Origin of the sequence: Planococcus circulans, from assembly GCF_020023385.1 — a bacterium.
Lineage (GTDB): Bacteria > Bacillota > Bacilli > Bacillales_A > Planococcaceae > Planococcus.
Genome location: NZ_JAIQCL010000009.1, coordinates 137,608 through 156,388, shown reverse-complemented (window position 1 = coordinate 156,388; position 18,781 = coordinate 137,608). Strand labels below are relative to the sequence as shown.

21 protein-coding genes and 1 riboswitch are annotated in these 18,781 nt (G+C 44.2%); of the genes, 1 reads left to right on the top strand and 20 read right to left on the bottom strand.

Features of this window, described 5'->3' with window-relative positions; translation table 11 throughout:
- Positions 1-59 precede the first annotated feature (59 nt).
- From K8U60_RS15060 to K8U60_RS15050, 3 genes are read right to left on the bottom strand one after another with little or no spacing between them, the layout of a single operon-like run.
- Positions 60-1,403, bottom strand: a complete 1,344-nt coding sequence (locus tag K8U60_RS15060; protein WP_223641898.1) for a bifunctional metallophosphatase/5'-nucleotidase — start codon at positions 1,401-1,403, stop codon at positions 60-62.
- Positions 1,404-1,415: 12 nt separating this feature from the next.
- Positions 1,416-2,243 (bottom strand): sulfite exporter TauE/SafE family protein, encoded by an 828-nt coding sequence (locus tag K8U60_RS15055; RefSeq protein WP_223641896.1) that lies wholly within the window; start codon positions 2,241-2,243, stop codon positions 1,416-1,418.
- Positions 2,243-3,103, bottom strand: coding sequence for a DUF72 domain-containing protein (locus tag K8U60_RS15050; protein WP_223641894.1), 861 nt, complete (start codon positions 3,101-3,103; stop codon positions 2,243-2,245). The genes K8U60_RS15055 and K8U60_RS15050 overlap by 1 nt, the downstream gene beginning before the upstream one ends.
- Positions 3,104-3,323: 220 nt before the next feature.
- Here K8U60_RS15050 and K8U60_RS15045 point away from each other — a divergent pair, with 220 nt between their 5' ends.
- Positions 3,324-4,001, top strand: a complete 678-nt coding sequence (locus K8U60_RS15045) for a DNA alkylation repair protein (RefSeq protein WP_223641892.1) — start codon at positions 3,324-3,326, stop codon at positions 3,999-4,001.
- Positions 4,002-4,224: 223 nt separating this feature from the next.
- Here the strand turns inward: K8U60_RS15045 and K8U60_RS15040 are convergent, their stop codons facing one another.
- The 17 genes from K8U60_RS15040 to K8U60_RS14960 form a co-directional block, all read right to left on the bottom strand.
- Entirely contained in the window at positions 4,225-4,413 is a 189-nt protein-coding gene (locus K8U60_RS15040) for a hypothetical protein (protein WP_223641890.1), read from the bottom strand.
- A 184-nt stretch (positions 4,414-4,597) separates the two neighbouring features.
- Positions 4,598-5,995, bottom strand: coding sequence for a Fe-S cluster assembly protein SufB (sufB, locus tag K8U60_RS15035; RefSeq protein ID WP_223641888.1), 1,398 nt, complete (start codon positions 5,993-5,995; stop codon positions 4,598-4,600).
- Between the two features lie 20 nt (positions 5,996-6,015).
- Entirely contained in the window at positions 6,016-6,456 is a 441-nt protein-coding gene (sufU, locus tag K8U60_RS15030; protein WP_223641885.1) for a Fe-S cluster assembly sulfur transfer protein SufU, read from the bottom strand.
- The gene (locus K8U60_RS15025; protein WP_223641876.1) at positions 6,446-7,675 is read right to left on the bottom strand and encodes a cysteine desulfurase; all 1,230 of its coding nucleotides are present in this window, start codon (positions 7,673-7,675) and stop codon (positions 6,446-6,448) included. The genes sufU and K8U60_RS15025 overlap by 11 nt, the downstream gene beginning before the upstream one ends.
- Positions 7,675-8,979 (bottom strand): Fe-S cluster assembly protein SufD, encoded by a 1,305-nt coding sequence (gene sufD / locus K8U60_RS15020; protein ID WP_223641874.1) that lies wholly within the window; start codon positions 8,977-8,979, stop codon positions 7,675-7,677. Before sufD ends, K8U60_RS15025 begins: the two co-directional genes overlap by 1 nt.
- Before the next feature lie 18 nt (positions 8,980-8,997).
- Positions 8,998-9,780 carry a Fe-S cluster assembly ATPase SufC gene (gene sufC / locus K8U60_RS15015; RefSeq protein WP_317851933.1) on the bottom strand — a complete coding sequence of 261 codons (783 nt, stop codon included), beginning with the start codon at positions 9,778-9,780 and terminating at the stop codon, positions 8,998-9,000.
- Positions 9,781-10,047: 267 nt separating this feature from the next.
- On the bottom strand, positions 10,048-10,203 hold the full coding sequence (locus K8U60_RS15010) for a hypothetical protein (protein WP_215102197.1): 156 nt from the start codon (positions 10,201-10,203) through the stop codon (positions 10,048-10,050).
- 203 nt (positions 10,204-10,406) lie between these two features.
- Positions 10,407-10,931 carry a hypothetical protein gene (locus K8U60_RS15005; protein WP_223641870.1) on the bottom strand — a complete coding sequence of 175 codons (525 nt, stop codon included), beginning with the start codon at positions 10,929-10,931 and terminating at the stop codon, positions 10,407-10,409.
- Between the two features lie 99 nt (positions 10,932-11,030).
- Complete coding sequence (locus tag K8U60_RS15000) at positions 11,031-12,203, bottom strand: dicarboxylate/amino acid:cation symporter (protein WP_223641868.1); 1,173 nt, start codon at positions 12,201-12,203, stop codon at positions 11,031-11,033.
- A 152-nt stretch (positions 12,204-12,355) separates the two neighbouring features.
- Positions 12,356-13,168 (bottom strand): MetQ/NlpA family ABC transporter substrate-binding protein, encoded by an 813-nt coding sequence (locus K8U60_RS14995; RefSeq protein ID WP_223641866.1) that lies wholly within the window; start codon positions 13,166-13,168, stop codon positions 12,356-12,358.
- 53 nt (positions 13,169-13,221) lie between these two features.
- Positions 13,222-13,890, bottom strand: coding sequence for a methionine ABC transporter permease (locus tag K8U60_RS14990; protein WP_223641864.1), 669 nt, complete (start codon positions 13,888-13,890; stop codon positions 13,222-13,224).
- Entirely contained in the window at positions 13,883-14,908 is a 1,026-nt protein-coding gene (locus tag K8U60_RS14985) for a methionine ABC transporter ATP-binding protein (RefSeq protein WP_223641863.1), read from the bottom strand. Before K8U60_RS14985 ends, K8U60_RS14990 begins: the two co-directional genes overlap by 8 nt.
- An 87-nt stretch (positions 14,909-14,995) precedes the next feature.
- Positions 14,996-15,100: riboswitch (SAM riboswitch) on the bottom strand.
- A gap of 34 nt (positions 15,101-15,134) precedes the next feature.
- A complete protein-coding gene (locus K8U60_RS14980; protein ID WP_223641861.1) occupies positions 15,135-15,461 on the bottom strand; it encodes a thioredoxin family protein in 327 nt (108 codons plus the stop codon).
- Positions 15,462-15,466: 5 nt separating this feature from the next.
- Positions 15,467-15,805: a toprim domain-containing protein gene (locus K8U60_RS14975; protein ID WP_223641859.1), complete on the bottom strand. Its 339-nt coding sequence runs from the start codon at positions 15,803-15,805 to the stop codon at positions 15,467-15,469.
- 218 nt (positions 15,806-16,023) lie between these two features.
- Entirely contained in the window at positions 16,024-16,404 is a 381-nt protein-coding gene (gcvH, locus tag K8U60_RS14970) for a glycine cleavage system protein GcvH (protein WP_223641857.1), read from the bottom strand.
- 80 nt (positions 16,405-16,484) lie between these two features.
- Positions 16,485-16,838, bottom strand: a complete 354-nt coding sequence (locus K8U60_RS14965; protein ID WP_223641855.1) for an arsenate reductase family protein — start codon at positions 16,836-16,838, stop codon at positions 16,485-16,487.
- Positions 16,839-16,946: 108 nt separating this feature from the next.
- Entirely contained in the window at positions 16,947-18,728 is a 1,782-nt protein-coding gene (locus tag K8U60_RS14960; RefSeq protein WP_223641853.1) for an acyl-CoA dehydrogenase family protein, read from the bottom strand.
- Positions 18,729-18,781 lie beyond the last annotated feature (53 nt).

The following is an 18,781-nucleotide window of genomic DNA, read 5'->3' as shown; positions in this document are numbered from 1 at the left end:
TGTTAGCATAGCTCAAAATTAAAACAAAATCAAATGCGGATATACTCTGAACATTCTCTCTACTTCAAGGCTTTGCTATGAAAATACTGACTGAAGACATCCCTCAGAAACTCGGGCATGAAATACGTTTTCGCAGCTCTTTTCAAGCTTGGGAAGAAATAGCCGAACGTCAGCATGTCCAACGTGATCAAGCGATAAATTTGATCGTGCACCGCCACTTGTCCATTGATGTAAAATCGGTGGTCGATGATCTCCATATTCATATGAATCATTTTGCCGAATACTACACCCCGGAAACCCATTCCTTTCAATTCGAGCTGCGGCCATTCCGAATTCAGGGATTGCAGGTAAATCTCTTTCAATTCCGCTCCACTTAACTCGACAAGGCAGGGGTTGATAGGATGCGGCAGCATTTTGTGGAAATCGTAGCGTGTCAGGGCGCCTTCCGGCATGTCTTCCATAAAGATCCCTGCATTGAACAAAGCACAATCCGCTCCGGAAAACTCGATCAGCGCTTTTCCGAATAAAGCGCCAAGTTCGGAATCCTTAAACCACTCAGCTTTCAAAATTTTTGTACTTTGAAAAACCAGCTCATCCATCTGGTTTTTCCCTTGCTCTACCAAATAATCATCGAAGCCTTTTTCCACTTCACGCAATCCGGAAGTCTCAATCAGCTGCGCTGAGGATTTGCCGAACTTCTCATCTACAGTAATCTGGCCAATATAAAAGCCGAATTTCCCTGCAGCCCCTAGCAGTGTATCTCCCAGCCATTTTCCTTCATGGAAAACGTGGTGCGTATGGGCTCCCAGGATGATGTTGATCTGTGGACAAAGCTCTGCCAACAATTCATCTTCTTTGATGCCAAGGTGCGAAAGACAGATAATCAGATCAGCCTGTCCTTCAATCTCTTTCACTGCCTGGATGATCGACTCTTTAGCGTCTGTTATCTGCCAGCCCAATTTGCGGTAGAATGGAGTAAACTCTGCAGTCGCCCCGACCAGTCCGATGCGTGTTCCATTCATCGTACGAATAATATGGGAAGGCTTTGCCCAATCCGGCCGGTTGCCTTGAAAATCGAATAGATTCGATACCACCACTTCAAAATCAGCCTGGACATACAAGTCGTTCAGTTCTTCTTTAGACAGCGTGATGCCTTCATTATTGCCGATCGTAACGGCATCATATTCCGCTTCGTTCAATAGCAGCACATTGCCTTTCCCGGATGTGCCTTCCGTATAAGGATGCGATCGGTCGACATGGTCTCCGATATCCAAAATCAGGCAGACGTCCCCTTCTTCTTCGTGCCACCTTTTCCGCTCAGCTAAAAAAGACTTGATGCGCGGCCAATTTGTAAAATGGCTATGCAGATCATTCGTATGGTAAATATGAATAGTTTCGCTCATGAAAACACCTCTTTAAGAACTGAATATTCCTTCGTAAATCGATCGCAATCCCAGTACCAGCAATACCAGGCGCAAAATCGTCACCAGCATTTCCGAATTGAGGCGTTTGTTTAATTTGGCCCCTATTTTTGCACCGATATACGCGCCGGGAACAACGGCAAGCGTATAGACCCACGGCACATGCCCCAGTGAAATATGCGTTGCAGAATTGACAATGGCTGATAAAAAGACCATAAACATGGAAGTGCCGATCGCCACGTGCGGCGGAAAGAGAAACAAGAGAATCATGGCAGGTACAATAATCGATCCGCCGCCGATCCCGAACAATCCTGAAGCGAATCCCACAAAAAAGGTCAGCAGCAAGGCAAACCAGATGGGATAACCGTAAATGAACTGTTCATTTTGTTTATCGGTGAATGTTGTCTTACGCCCATTGTCAACAAACCAGTGAACAGCCTTGAGGCGATCACGCATAAGCAAGAGCAGGGACAGCAATACTAAAAGAACACCAAAATACAGATTAAATGAAGGCAAATCCAGGTTTTTATTGACGAAAGCACCAATCACTGTGCCCGGTGCACTGCCTGCAAAGAAAATAAGTCCACTTTTATAATCGACCGTCCGGACTTTCATATAAGCTAATGTAGAAGAAAGGCCAGTAAAAATCATCATGATGACGGACAAGCCGACAATTTTCTGAGGTGAAAGCTCTGGAAAAAATGCAAAGCTGGTGCCCAGAAACAGTAAAGCCGGTACCAGTATAACGCCTCCACCAAGACCTATCAAAGCGCCAACGATGCCGGAAATCACTCCAACAAGCGCCATGATCAAAAAAACCATCAAAATCCTCCTTCAAATAGATCCATCTGCTTCGGCGAAAGCCCATCAAACGAAAGTTCATTCATTTTCTGGAACTCTTTGGCATCGCCTGCTGCATGCCCTCCAGAATTATTATTGAAGATTACATAGACATTTTCAGTCGTGTCAGCCAATGCTTTTACCGCTCGGCTGATTTCCTCAAGTTCTTCTTTATTGTAATCATAGAGATAACGGACTTCCCGCCACTTCTGTCCATGCCCCGGATTCAGCCAGCCATGGACATTGCGGCCATGTATACGCAGCAATACCTTATCTTTTCTTGACGAGATCGGAACCAGCGGAACAGAGCCGTCTCCTGCTTGCGGCTCGTCACAGACCGAATGGATCAGATTATTGTCCCGCAGAAAATCCAGCGTTTTTTCGCTCATGCCATTGGCGTACCAGGACTGATGGCGAAACTCGATCGCCAGATCAAATTCCTCCAGGCGCCCGGTAATTTCCCGGAGCTGGTCGACATTGTCCTTTTGGCAATCAAACCAAGGCGGAAACTGAAGCAGTACCATCCCGAGCTTACCAGCTTTCTTCAATGGTTGTATCGATTTACTGAACGCTTCAAACATTTCGTCACGCGTTTCAAAGGGGTTTTCTCCGCGCTGGTGGCCTGTCATCCCTTGGTAGGCTTTTACTATAAACTGAAACTGTTCCGGTGTCTCCTCGATCCACTTGCGGATATTCCGTTCAGGTTGAACCGCATAAAAAGAAGAATCCAATTCGACGATTGGAAAATGAGCACTGTAATCAATTAATTTTTCCGTTTTCTTTGAGCCTGGGCTATAGACATCCGGATGGTCTCCCCAACCCGTCAAACCTACATAAATCATTGTCCCGCCTCCATTTTCTTTATTATTTTATGATAGCATAGAAAAAAAGGAACGTCTTTTTTTAAGAGATTTCCTTTAGCAGAAATGACATCATTATTCAGGAAACAGTAATAAAGCATGTATACTAAACCGCTTTGGTTAGAAAAAAAGACAATTGCTCCTTCATAGTGTACTTTAGGCTGTACTGCACTTTTTAAAAAGAAGAGGAGATGAAACGACAATGAAGAAAACATGGGATCACAAAGCACTCATCCAGAAATTTGAAGCTCATCGAAACGAAGAATTGGCTATTCCGATGGCCGCCTATATGAGAAATCAATTTGACTTTCTTGGTATTAAAACGCCTTTGCGGAAAGCATTGCTGAAAGAGTTTTTTTCGGAGTATGAACTTCCGGAACCGGAATGTATTGCAGAAGAAGTGTGGAAGATTTACGGGTTGCCGGAACGCGAATACCAGTATGCGGCCATTGCATTGCTCGAAAAAATGAAAAAAGAGTTAAACCTTGAAGTGCTGCCTTTTCTTCGCCAGTTGATTGAAACAAAGTCCTGGTGGGACAGTGTCGATTCCATTGCTCCACGAACACTTGGCTACGTTATCCAGACAGAGCGGACTGCCGGCATAAAAGCCATGATCGAGTGGTCTTTAGCCCCGAACATGTGGACAAACCGCGCAGCCATTCTTCATCAATTGAAATATAAACAACAGACCGACACAACAGTCCTGAGCATGATTATTCTGCAGCATGCTGCATCTCCAGAATTCTTCATCCAAAAATCAATCGGCTGGGCTTTGCGTGAATATGCGAAAACCGACGCCGAATGGGTCCGATCCTTTGTTACAAAACATGCATTGATGCCTCTCAGCAAACGGGAGGCACTAAAAAATAGTAAAACATAAAAAATCAGCATATGCTGCTCCTACTGGACGCTTGTATATTTCAGCTGCATAAAAAATCACATTTGATTGTTTTTAACTAAAGGTTAAGCGTAGAACACTGTCTATCGCATATCGCAGCTTTTCATGAGCTCTCCATATTTAACCAAAAAAAATAATCTTTAGCGTACCTCCTGTACGCTAAAGATTATTTGGACAAGCAGACTGAACTTTTTTGTTTAGTGTTTTAAAATAATCCGCCGAGCCCTTTGCCGCCGCCTATAACGGATTTAGCAGATTCCAGCAGTTCATTTCTTTCATTTTCATCGATCTTTCCATCATCGTAAGCTTGTTTGGCTTGCTCCATGACTTCTTTTGCTTGACCCAGGTCCGCGTTACTAAGCTTTTGTTTTAATGCATCGAATGTTTGACTCATGTATAGCATTCCTCCTTTAAATTGATTTTCTTGATTACTATACCCTTTGTGAGGACTCTAAACCTGTACCCGGTTAACTAGCCCCTTTTGCAGATAGTGGATGAAGTCTCATGCTCTAGATAAAAATCCATAAAAATAACCCTTGGCATGAACAATGTCACGCCAAGGGTTTGGTAGTAATCTATTAACCGATAGAGCCTTCCATTTCGAACTTGATCAAACGGTTCATTTCCACCGCATATTCCATAGGAAGTTCTTTCGTAAATGGCTCGATGAAGCCCATTACGATCATTTCTGTTGCTTCCTGTTCCGAAACACCACGGCTCATCAAGTAGAACAATTGCTCTTCAGACACTTTTGAAACTTTCGCTTCGTGTTCCAAAGAAACGTTATCGTTCAGGATTTCATTGTATGGAATTGTATCAGAAGTAGACTGATTATCCATAATCAATGTATCACACTCGATGTTTGAACGGGCACCATCGGCTTTGCGGCCAAAGTGCACGATTCCGCGGTATGAAACTTTCCCGCCTTGTTTCGAAATGGATTTCGAAACAATTGAAGAAGATGTATTCGGAGCCAAGTGAATCATTTTCGCTCCAGCATCCTGATGCTGTCCTTTACCAGCGATTGCGATCGACAAAGTCATGCCGCGTGCGCCTTCGCCTTTCAAGTAAACAGCTGGGTATTTCATCGTCAATTTAGATCCAATGTTGCCATCGATCCATTCCATTGTTCCGTTTGCGTCAACAAATGCACGCTTCGTCACCAGATTATAGACGTTGTTTGCCCAGTTTTGGATCGTTGTATAACGGCAATAAGCATCTTTCTTCACAATGATTTCAACAACAGCGGAGTGAAGTGAATTCGTCGTGTAGACAGGAGCTGTACAACCTTCTACATAATGGACGCTTGCGCCTTCATCAACGATGATCAGCGTACGCTCAAATTGACCCATGTTTTCTGAGTTGATACGGAAGTAAGCTTGAAGTGGTGATTCCACTTTGATGCCTTTTGGTACGTAGATGAAAGATCCACCAGACCAAACCGCCGTGTTCAATGCAGCAAATTTATTGTCAGCTGCCGGAATGACCGACTGCCAATATTCTTTGAAAAGATCTTCGTTTTCACGAAGAGCAGAACCGGTATCTTTAAAGACGATCCCCATGTCTTCCAACTCCACTTTCATGTTGTGGTAGACAACTTCAGATTCGTATTGAGCTGAAACACCAGCCAAATACTTCTGCTCTGCTTCTGGAATCCCTAATTTGTCAAATGTACGTTTGATTTCTTCAGGGACTTCATCCCATGAAGTCTGGCTAGCTTCTGATGGTTTTACGTAATACGTAATTTCATCAAAGTCCAATGAACCTAAATCGCCGCCCCATTGTGGCATCGGCATTGAATAGAATAATTTCAATGCTTTCAGACGGGAATTCAACATCCATTCCGGCTCTTCTTTAATTTTCGAAATTTCTCGTACAATTTCTTCTGTCAGTCCTCGTTTAGATCTGAAAACTGAGACATCCTTGTCGTGGAACCCATATTTATAATCACCGATTTCTGGCATTTTTTTCGCCATCGTCGTTCCTCCGTTCTCTGTTACGATTTTTCTTCGTTTTGAACGCCTTTTTCCATGGCTTTCCATGCTAAAGTAGCGCATTTGATACGGGCCGGAAACTGAGAGACGCCTTGCAATGCTTCAATATCACCGAGATCAATCGAATCATCGTACTCTTTACCAAGCATCATATCAGAAAAGATGCCGGAAAGTTTTAATGCCGTATCAATTTCCTGTCCTTTGACAGCCTGCGTCATCATGGAAGCAGAAGCCATTGAAATCGAACATCCTTCACCGTCAAACTTCGCATCTTTGACGATGCCGTCTTCGACCTGTAAAGTCAACAGGATGCGATCTCCGCAGGTCGGATTGTTCATCTCGATATTGACGCTGTTCTCTTCAATTGTCCCTTTATTTCGGGGTGTTTTATAATGGTCCATAATAACCCGTCGGTATAATTGGTCTAAATTATTAGAAGACATCGTTGAAATACTCCTTTGCCGAACGCAGACCTTCCACTAAGCGGTCTACATCAGATTCGCTGTTGTATAAGTAGAAGCTTGCGCGTGCTGTAGCTGAAACTTCCAGCCATTTCATCAAAGGCTGTGCGCAATGATGGCCTGCACGAACCGCAATGCCGCTCATATCCAGGACAGTTGCCACATCATGCGGATGGACGTCATTCAAGTTGAATGTCACGATGCCAGCCCGCAGCTGCGGATCCGCCGGACCGTAAATATCCAATCCTTCAATCGTGCTCATTTTTTCCATTGCGTAAGCAGCCATTTGATGTTCATGCTTTTCAATTTCATTTAAGCCGATTTCGTTAAGAAAATCAATCGCTGCGCCTAATCCGACCGCACCTGCAATAATCGGTGTCCCGCCTTCAAATTTCCACGGCAACTCTTTCCAAGTCGAATCATACAAACCGACGAAGTCGATCATTTCCCCGCCGAATTCAACCGGCTCCATATTGTTCAATAATTCCTTTTTACCGTACAGAACGCCGATTCCAGTAGGACCACACATTTTGTGTCCAGAGAATGCAAAGAAGTCACAATCAAGCTGCTGGACATCTATTTTCAGATGAGGTGCAGCCTGAGCTCCGTCAACCACCATGACCGCTCCATTTTCATGGGCGATCTGTGCAACTTCCTTGACTGGGTTCATTGTGCCGAGTACGTTCGAGACATAAACCATTGAAACAATTTTTGTCCGTTCCGTCACGGCCGCCCGAACTTGTTCCAAAGAAATCGTACCGTCTTTTTCAAGTTCAACATATTTTAAAATGGCTCCACGTTCTTTCGCCAATTGCTGCCATGGAATGATATTGGAATGATGCTCCATATAGGTGATGACGATTTCATCGCCTTCTTCTACATTGGCTCTGCCGTAGCTTTGCGCAATAAGGTTTATGGCCGTTGTCGTCCCCCGCAGGAAAATGATTTCTTCCAATGAATTGGCGTTGATGAATTTACGGACCTTTTCACGTGCACCTTCATACTTTTCAGTGGCACGGTTGCCGAGCGTATGGACGCCTCGGTGCACATTGGCATTATCGTGTTCATAATATTCCTTTAATGCCTCAATGACTTGAACCGGCTTTTGGGAAGTTGCCGCACTGTCCAGATAAATCAGTGGGTTACCATTTATTTCTTGGTTGAGTATCGGAAAATAGCTTTTTATCTCTTTGTTGATCATCAGCGGACTTTCCTTTCGATAACCTCCGTCAATTGCTTTTTAACGCCTTCGATTGGCAGTACGCGAACAACCGGTGCCAAGAAACCGTGAATAACAAGACGTTCAGCTTCTTGTTTTGTGATACCGCGGCTCATCAAGTAATACAATTGAAGCGGATCTACACGTCCGACTGAAGCGGCATGCCCAGCCGTAACATCGTCTTCATCGATCAAAAGAATCGGGTTTGCGTCTCCACGAGCTTTTTCACTTAACATCAACACACGTGATTCCTGCACTGCGTTCGATCTTGTTGCACCGTGTTCGATTTTGCCAATGCCGTTGAAGATGGCTGAAGAAGAATCTTTCATAACACCGTGTTTCAAAATGAAGCCTTCGGAATCTTTGCCCCAATGGACAACTTGAGTCGTGAAGTTCTGCTTTTGTTTTCCGCGTCCAACCACTACGCTCTTCGTATCGCCATAAGAATTATCGCCGATCAGGTTTGTCGTGTTTTCGGAAATCGTGTCACTGTCATTCATCATTCCAAGTGCCCACTCGATGCGTGCATCACGTGCTGCTACACCACGGCGGTTGACATAGGTGATAAAACCTTCTGCCAGTGTATCCACTGCACCGTACGTAATTTGCGCATTATCTTCAGCAAATACTTCTGAAACGATATTTGCCAATCCATTAGCATGCGGCACAGTAGAGTAATAGTTCTCCACATATGTCACTTTACTGCTGGTATCAGCAACCACAATCACGTGGTTGAACAAAGATGCTTCAGCGTCATCGTGATAAAAGACCACTTGTACAGGCTCTTCCACAACAACATTTTTCGGAACGTATAAGAAAGCTCCGCCGTTCATCAATGCAGCATTCAATGCTGTCAATTTATGCTCATCGGTTTTTACGCCGTTAGTCATGAAGTATTTCTTCACCAAATCACCGTGTTCACGTAGAGCTGTAAAAATGTCCGTCAAAATAACGCCTTGAGCTGCAAGCTCATCAGAAATCCGTGAAAATGCAGGCGTGTTATTGTGTTGGATATAGAGATTCTTTTGCTCTAGGTCCACGATGGCTTTAACATCTTCCGTCAAATCTTCCATAGAATCGAAAGCCGAACTTTCTACCGTATGAACTGGAAAATCAGTGAAGTTCCAGCTAAGGATTTTGGTTTTATCTGGTTTTGGCAGCGGCAAGCTTTGCGCTTCACCAAACGAACGAAGACGAAGCTCAGTAAACCATGAAGGTTCACCATTCATTTCTGAAAAGGAGCGCACGTCCTGCTCGGTCATTTTTAAATTTGTTTCAACCGTCATGCTAGTCTCTCCCTTCAATTATGCTTGTCCTACAGTCTCGTCTTCAATGCCAAGTTCAACTTTGATCCAATCATAGCCTTCTGACTCCAATTTATGGGAAAGTTCTTCCCCGCCAGATTTAACAACGCGTCCTTGCATCATTACATGAACATGGTCAGGCGTGATGTAGTTCAGTAGACGCTGGTAGTGAGTGATGATCAGGCAACCGAAGTTTTCACTTCTCATTTGGTTGATGCCATCTGAAACGACTTTCAAAGCATCAATATCCAATCCGGAGTCAATTTCGTCCAAAATTGCGATTTTTGGTTTGATCATCATCAATTGAAGAATCTCGTTGCGTTTCTTTTCCCCGCCTGAGAAGCCTTCGTTTAAATAACGCTGTGCCATATCCTGTTCCATATCAAGCACTTCCATTTTGCTGTCCAATTCACGGATGAATTTCATCAATGAAATTTCATCGCCTTCTTCACGTCGTGCGTTCATTGCAGAACGCATAAAGTCAGCATTGGTCACTCCTGAAATTTCGCTTGGATACTGCATGCCAAGGAAAAGACCTGCGCGTGCGCGTTCATCAACTTCCATCTCCAAGACGTCTTCGCCGTCCAATGTGATGGATCCTTGCGTGATTTCGTATTTTGGATGACCCATGATAGCTGATGCCAGTGTTGATTTACCAGTACCGTTAGGCCCCATGATTGCGTGGATTTCACCTGTATTAATTGTTAAGTCTACACCTTTTAAAATCTCTTTGTCTTCGATTTTAACGTGTAAATCTTTAATGACCAAAGTTGACATGTAAATACCTCCATAAAGTTAATGTTGAATGGCAAACCATTCTTAATTAGTATCATTCTAATCTTAACGCATATTCACCATACTGGCAAATCATTAAACCGCTTCAAAAGCTGGCTCAAACCATTTTAGAATACTGGATTCCTTACTATTTTGTAAAAGCTTGATATGATAACTGTCATGGATTCATATTTTCAATAAAAGATTGCTAATTGAGAATTCATATCATTGAAAAACCAGCATCCGAGGATGCTGGTTCCGTTTTTATATTTATGATTAGTCTCGATGAACCTGCCGTTCGATTTGGCTGGCTACTTTTTGGCCTAGCTGATAATCTTGTTCACGGCGCTGTTCTACTTCAAGTATTTTATCCGGGTCATTTTGATACTCGTCAATTCCGAAACCATGTGCGTTTCTGAATGCTTGTTCCATTTTCTCCGTCTTTTCAATTCCATTCGATTCGATACTGAACCATTCCTTTCAATCTTGTAATTTTTAAGATTACTTTTTTATTATACCCCATTGAATGGCAGATAAACATAAAAATAATCTAACTAGTCTGAAAATAGAACTATTGTCGTATATCCGCACAATAAATGACCCCTCTGACAACGTTCAGTCAGAGGGGTCATTTATCATTGTGAAACTTCGTTATAGATGCTGGATGCAGCCAAATCCTGCTCTTCCAGTAACTCGTTCAATTGTGCATCCGCTTCGCTGAACTTCACATCAGCAGCTTCAAATGACGCATCTTTTGTCAATTCCTCGGCTTTTATCTCATAAGATTCACGAATAGAAGCAAATGCTGTTTCGATTTGTTCTTTATGATCTTCCAATACCTCCGGAATCTCCAGTGCATCTACTGCTCCTGCCGCTTCATTTGCAGAAGTGATTGCTGCGTCTTTCATCGCTTGCAATTCTTCACCTTCCGGCAACGTGCCTTCTGCCTGATTCATCTCAAATGTATTTAGATCCCCATCTACGGCATTGATGGCATTTGGAATGGACATATAGAATTTCATCAATTCTCTTTTTACTTCTTTGTTGTCTTCAGAACCCTCTGCACCAGTTGTTGCTTCCGCTGGCTCAGCTGATTCCTCCGCTCCGCACGCCGCCAATAAAACAGTTGCCGATAACCCAATTGCCCATAACTTTTTCATGATGTTTCCCCCTATTGTGTAATATCTTCGCTATAATAGCACAGAAATTACCAATAGAATAGATACTTGGGAAAAGTTGTAATTTACAAAATCGCTTAATTATTCAAAACTCTTCCGTCCATTTGTAAAACGGTCGACAATATGTGCCAATGCACCGTCACCGGTTACATTCGCAGCCGTACCGAAACTGTCCTGAGCCATGTAAAGTGCGATCATAAGAGCGACCATTGTCGGATCGAAACCGAGCATAATTTCAAGCAGACCAATTGCCGCCATGACAGCGCCACCCGGAACTCCCGGAGCTGCAACCATGGTGACACCCAACATTAAGATGAACGGGAAGAAACTTGCGAAAGTGGGCACTCCGCCTGTCAGCAATACTACACCGATCGCACAGGAAACCAGCGTAATCGTACTGCCTGACAAATGAATCGTCGCAAATAATGGAACCGTAAAGTCTGCGACCCGCTCGTTAGCACCGGATTTGCGTGCCTGCCGCAACGTGACAGGAATTGTCGCCGCAGAAGACTGAGTTCCCAAGGCTGTAAAATAAGCCGGCATCATTGTTTTCAGGATCACCAATGGGTTTTTTCCTTTTAAAGCTCCTGCCGCTGAATATTGAAGCAGCAGCATAGCCCAATGAAGGATGATGATCATCACAAAAACGATGCCGAACAGCGATAGGATTTCAAATACTGCACCGCCATATGCCATATTGGCAAAAATACCGAAGATATGAAACGGCAATAAAGGAATAATGATGTAAGAAATTGTCTTCTCAATGATCGCTTGAAACTCATCGAAAAACGACAACATGGTCTTGCTTCCTGTAGAGGCCATGCCGATCCCCAGAAGAAAAGCCAAAATCAGTGCAGACATGACGCCAAAAACAGGTGGCATATCAAGGGCAATAAACGTTGTTGCCAAAGCGTGTTCCGGGTCTTCCAAACTGCTCAAAGATCCAGATTGCATAAAATTGGGCAATACGGTTGTTGCTACGAAAAACGCGAAAACCCCAGCCGTAACCGTGGAAGCATAGGCAACACCTGTAGCCATACCCAGCAGTTTGCCCGAGCCTTTGCCTAATTTTGCAATCCCCGGCGCAATGAATCCCAGAATAATCAACGGCACAACAAAGTTCAAGAAGTTACCGAAAATCGTCGTAAATGTTGCAAATACACGCACTAAAGCTTCTGGTGCCACCAAGCCAATAAGCACCCCCAAAATAATCGCTACCACAATGCGCGGCAATAAACCAAAATTGAACTTCATCAATATGTCCTCCTCATGTGAACAAATGCTTCTTTTTATTATTCAAAAGTAGCACAGACCTTCTCTGAATGTAAGGTGTTCACGAAAACGCGAAATATTTCTATTATTTAGACAAAAAAATAAAAAAGCATCCAAAAGGATGCTTTTTCTACTCAGTCTACGGGTACTACTGAACCGCCCCACTCTTCCAGGATGAAATCCTGGATTTCCTGAGATTTCAATACTTCCACCAACGCAGTAATGTTTTCGTTTTCTTCGTCACCCGCGCGTACGGCAATAATGTTTACATACGGCGACTCTGATGATTCAAGTGCAATTGAATCTTCCAACGGGCTGATGCCTGCATCAATTGCGTAGTTCGAGTTGATCAATACTGCATCGCCTTCTCCAGCTTCATACATCTGAACCAGCAAAGCTGCTTCGTAATCAGCATCAAATTGAAGATTTTTCGGGTTTTCAACAACATCACTCACTTCAGCAGCCGTCTTATCGACGCCTTCTGCCAATGTGATCAGGCCTTCAGCTTCAAGCAAAGAAAGAATGCGGCCATGGTCTGCTACCGAGTTGCTCATCAGGATGGTTCCGCCTTCTGGAAGTTCATCAAGAGAAGCATAATCCTGCGAATAGACACCGATTGGTTCGATGTGGATACCGCCAGCGTTTTCAAACTCATAGCCATGATCCGCAACTTGTGATGCAAGATATGGAACGTGTTGGAAGTAGTTGGCATCAATTTCGCCAGATTCCAAATCTTCATTCGGCAGGATATAATCCTGGTAGGTTTCAATTTCCAGTTCAATTCCCTGTTCTTCAAGAATCGGTTGAGCCTGTTCTAAAATTTCAGCGTGCGGCACGTTGGAAGCCCCTACGCGCAATGTTTGGGATTCTTCTTCACTTGCTCCGCCATTGCCGCATCCTGCAAGTACCAAAGCCGTCAATGCTGTTCCTACTACAAATTTCTTCATGTTCAATCTCTCCCTTATAATGTGTTTTATTTATAGGACGGAAAAATCCGCTGTTACCGTTTGTCTGCTTTTGTAGTGGCGAGATCGCCGATATATTGGATTACGAAGACGATGATCAGGATTAAGATCGTCGCCATCAACGTAACGTCTTCACGGCTGCGCTGGAAGCCATCCAGGAAAGCTAATGTCCCAAGACCGCCAGCGCCAATAATGCCCGCCATAGCCGTATAGCCGACGAGTGCAATGGCTGTTACCGTAATACCCGAAATCAAGGCCGGCTTCGATTCCGGCAACAGGACTTTCCAGATGATGGTGCCCGTCGTCGCACCCATAGAACGGGCCGCTTCGATGACCCCTTTGTCAATTTCCTTCAATGCAATAAGTACCATACGAGCGTAAAACGGAGCCGAGCCGATAATCAATGCGGGCAAAGCCGCATTCGGTCCCCGAATCGAGCCCATTAGGAATAAAGTGAAAGGAATTAACAGGATGATTAGGATGATAAAAGGAATCGAACGGAATATATTGACGAACGCTCCTGTTAGCCAATTGACCACTTTGTTGGCCCATAACTGTTTCGGCGCCGTTAAAAACAAGATAATTCCCAGAGCTAAACCGATTACAAACGTAAACACAGTCGATAATGCTGTCATATAGAGCGTTTCAAGTGTTGCTTCCCACATGCTGTCCCAATCTACATTCGGAAATAAAGAATCAATCATTGTGCATCACCTCCGCCTGAACATCTTCCGTGCGAAGAAATGCCAGTGCTTCTTCAATTTCTGCTTTAGAACCTTTCAACTGCAAAATCAATGTTCCATATGCTCCGCGCTGGGTATGCGAGATATTGCCCTGGACAATATTGACTTCCACTGCATGGCTGCGGATCAGTTTCGTCAGAATCGGTTGTTCAGTCTGCTCACCGACAAAAACCAATTTCACCAGTTCACCTGTAGGATATAGCTCCCGCAGATTTTTGATGGTTTCCTCAGAATCTCCGGAATCGGTCACCTGTGCAACAAAACGCTTCGTAATTTCCTCTTTTGGTGATTGGAAGACATTGAGGACATCGCCAAGTTCAACAACCCGACCGCCTTCCATGACCGCCACACGATGGCAAATCTTACGGATGACATGCATTTCGTGCGTAATTAGAACAATCGTCAATCCCAATCGTTTATTGATGTCCACCAGCAAATCCAGGATGGCATCTGTTGTTTCCGGATCAAGTGCTGACGTCGCTTCATCACATAATAGGACCTCTGGATCGTTTGCCAGCGCACGGGCAATGCCGACACGCTGTTTCTGGCCACCTGAAAGTTCGGATGGATAGGCATGTTCACGCCCGGCCAAGCCGACTAGCTCAATCAGTTCCTGAACCCGCTTTCCGCGCTGTTGTTTCGACACTCCAGCAATTTCAAGCGGAAATTCAATATTTTCTTTCACGGTCCGGGACCACAGCAGATTAAAATGCTGGAAAATCATGCTGACTTTTTGTCGGGCCTTCCGCAATTCCCCGCCTTTGATGGAGGTAATCACCTTGCCATTGATTTCCACCGTACCTGATGTCGGTTTTTCCAAGCCATTCAACAAACGAATCAATGTACTTTTACCGGCGCCACTGTATCCGATGATGCCGAATATTTCTCCATCAGCAATAGATAAATCGACTTGGTCCACAGCCGTAAGGACCGCTTTTCCTGTGTCGAACTTTTTTGTCACTTTTGTTAACTCAATCATTCGTTGTACACCCCTGAATCCTAAAAATAAAAGCCCTTCCGCGCATAACTGAGCAGAAGGGCAAACGTATATTACACGAAAACCAATCTCTCATCTTCCAAAGCTTTCGCTTCGTGTGATTTGGCACCATTTCATTTTCATGACGGTTGCCGGGCTTCATAGGGCACTTCCCTCCACCACTCTTAATAAGAGTTTCGATATGAAATTATTTGATCAGAAATCCAATTTACCACGACCGGCTATATTCGTCAACAGATTTTAACTTGTCATATAAATAAGGAACTGATTGGAAAGCATATATTTTTTCTTTCAATTGGCCATCTTCTGTAATCAGCAGGCATGGCACGCTTTCCACTTCATATAAACCCGCAATTTCCTGAACGTAATTCAAGTTCGCTTTGCCTAACTGCAGATCCGGCAACAGCTCTGTGACGACAGACAGCATTTTAGATGCCACTTGGCAGGTTCCGCACATCGGCGTGTATAAATAAAATGCAGTGATCCGTTTTGTATTCTTTTCTTTGATCCATTCTTTATGAGTCCATTCCTTCATCTTCTTCATCCCTCTATCAATAGCTTATTGACCTGGACATTCGCTGAAATGAGCACATCCTTCAGGATGCGAAGCGGGGTTTTCGCGACTTCCTTGTAGCTCCTGTTGACATAGAAATGCCGGGCTTCGGGAAACTCGCGTTTGACCAGCTTCCGCAATTTTTCTCCTGAAGAGTCTGCATCCACTAATATGATGATGTCCTGACCTTCGTATGGCAGCAATAATTCTTCAAGTCTCGATACACTAACTGTACCATTTGTGCAAAGAATCGTCACGGGTTCTGCAATGAGCGGTGCAATCCTCGATTTATCGCTGATCCCTTCCACCACGATCACCTTTCCCATATACACTCACCCCATCGAGTTTAGAATCATAAAAGACAAGAGGCTATCTATTGTACATAAGATACCTTTATAATTTGGTATTCCACAAAAAGGCTGCCTAAAAACCCTTGGTTTCATTTATACATCGACAGACCTTCTGATTTGGATCCATTAAGGGTTAAGCATTTTTGAATTGCTGCCCATAAAAAAAAGCGCCAAAATACAGGCGCTTTCCAGGATTACTCGTTGATCATTTCTTTGTATTGGTCTGCTGTCATCAATGCGCTGACTTCATCTTCTGAAGGAGCTTCGATAACCACCATCCAAGCCTGCTCGTAAGGTGACTCGTTGACGAATTCCGGGCTGTCTTCAAGCTCAGAGTTAACTTCGACAACTTTCCCGCTGATTGGTGCATACAATTCCGAAACCGTCTTAACGGATTCCACGCTGCCGAAAGGCTGATCTTTTTTCAGTTCATCCCCGACTTGTGGAAGTTCAACGAAAACGATATCCCCCAATTCAGCCTGTGCGAAATGAGTAATTCCGATACGCGCATTGCCATCTTCGATTTTGACCCATTCATGTTCTTTTGAATAACGAAGTTCTTCTGGTGTGCTCATCTTGACCCCTCCAAATTATGTAGTTCATTCAAATTCAGTTTGACATAAACGGCTGTGAAATACAAGATGACACAAATCTACTACAGCCAGCTATTTTGGTAATCTGCTTCCTTAAACCCAAGTGTCACAGTTTTCCCGTCCCACGCCAACGGCCGTTTGATCAGCATGCCATCTGAAGCCAGAAGCTCCAATTGCTGTTCTTCGGACATGTCCGACAGCTTTTCTTTAAGTCCAAGCGAACGGTAAACCAAGCCGCTCGTATTGAAGAACTTCTTCAATTCCAAATCGCTTGCCTCATAAATCTCCGTCAACTGTTCTTTTGTCGGCGGGTTTTCTGCAATATGTATTTCGTTGTATTCCACACCATTTTGGTTCAGCCAACTTTTTGCTTTCCGGCAAGTTGTGCATTTCGGGTATGCATAATAAGTAATCACGTTAGTACCTCCCTTTTTTCTAAGCTTACCAAAAAGAAAGCTTTCGGTCGACGACTAAAAAAACAGGCAAACCCGATACAGCTGGGGATGCCTGTTTTCCACTACTCATTAAACGATGTATTTTTCGACATCGATCAGCTTGACAGCCGCTTCGCGTTTTTTCGCAATCACGTTGTAAGGCGTTGAACGAGTCAGTTTGCGCAACGCAGAAAGCATCATTCGCTGGTTGTCGCCTTCGATGGCAGCAATCAATGTTTCTTTCGCATCTTTTTCGATTTGATCGAATGCTTCCTGGCAGTAGATTTGCGTATATAGCAGTTTTTGCTTGGCTTTTTCCTCGCCTGATGCAGCAATCGCCTTTTCTGTACGCAAGACTACTGATTCCATTGCAAAGACGTTGCTGACAATGTCTGCGATGTTAACAAGCACTTCCTGCTCGGCTTCCAGTTTCGTGCCGTAAGTCTGAGCGGCAAGCCCAGCTGCCAGCAATGCGATTTTCTTCGCATTTTTCACCAGGTATTTCTCTTGAGCCAACGCTTCGGTGCCGACTTCTTCCGGCATCATCATCAATAGCTCTTCCTGAAGCTGCTGTGCATGCTGCAATAATGGCAATTCGCCTTTCATCGCTTTACGCAAAAGCGTTCCTGGAACAAGCAAGCGGTTGATTTCGTTGGTTCCTTCAAAAATACGGTTGATGCGTGAATCGCGGTAGATGCGCTCGATTTCGTATTCCTGCATAAAGCCGTAGCCGCCATGCAATTGTACGCCTTCATCCACAATATAATCCAATGTTTCCGTACCGAAGAATTTATTGAGTGAACATTCCACTGCAAATTCAGCGATGGAGTCAGCCACTAATTTACCGTCTGCATGCTGCTCATCCGTAAATCCGCTCATGCGGTCTTCGAACAATCCAACAGTACGGTAAACAGAGCTTTCAACTGCATATAATTTAGAAGCCATCGTGGCCAATTTCTCACGCGTCAAGTTAAATGAAGAGATCGGTGTCTTGAACTGTTGGCGCTGGTTCGTATAAGGGATCGTCAATTCCATTGCGCGCTTGGAAGCTCCGATTGTACCCACTCCCAATTTGTAGCGCCCGATGTTCAGGATGTTGAACGCGATGATATGTCCACGCCCAGCTTCGCCCAATAAGTTTTCGACAGGAACTTCAGCATCCTGCAGGATCAATGTCCGTGTAGAAGAAGATTTGATGCCCATTTTCTTTTCTTCCGGTCCAACAGAAACGCCTGGGAATTCACGTTCTACGATAAAGGCAGAGAATTTGTCTCCGTCGATTTTCGCATAGACTACGAAGACATCCGCAAACCCAGCATTGGTGATCCATTGCTTTTCACCGTTCAACACATAATGAGTGCCTGCTTCGTTCAGCTTGGCAACTGTCTTCGCTCCTAATGCATCCGATCCTGAGCTTGGCTCAGTCAAAGCATAAGCTGCAATCATTTCGCCAGAAGCCAATCGTGGCAGATAGCTTTGTTTTTGCTCTTCGTTACCGAAAAGAACGATCGGCAATGAACCGATTCCGACATGTGCGCCATGAGTGATTGAGAAACCGCCTGCTTTCGACATTTTTTCAGCGATCAGCGCTGAAGCGATTTTGTCCAATCCAAGGCCGCCGTATTGTTCTGGTACATCAGCACCAAGAAGCCCAAGCTCTCCAGCCGTTTTCAATAGACGGACGGAATGTTCGAATTCATGGTTTTCCAAGTTTTCGACAACAGGCATCACTTCAGTGTTAACGTAATCCTCCGTCGTCTTCGCGATCATTTTTTGCTCTTCCGTGAAATCTTCCGGTGTGAACACACGTGACAGATCCGCCTCTTCAATTAAGAAACTACCGCCTTTGATCAATGTTTTTGATTGTTCCATTTTGTATTCCTCCTATTTTGTAATTGCTTATTATATGTTGAGTTCATGTTTTA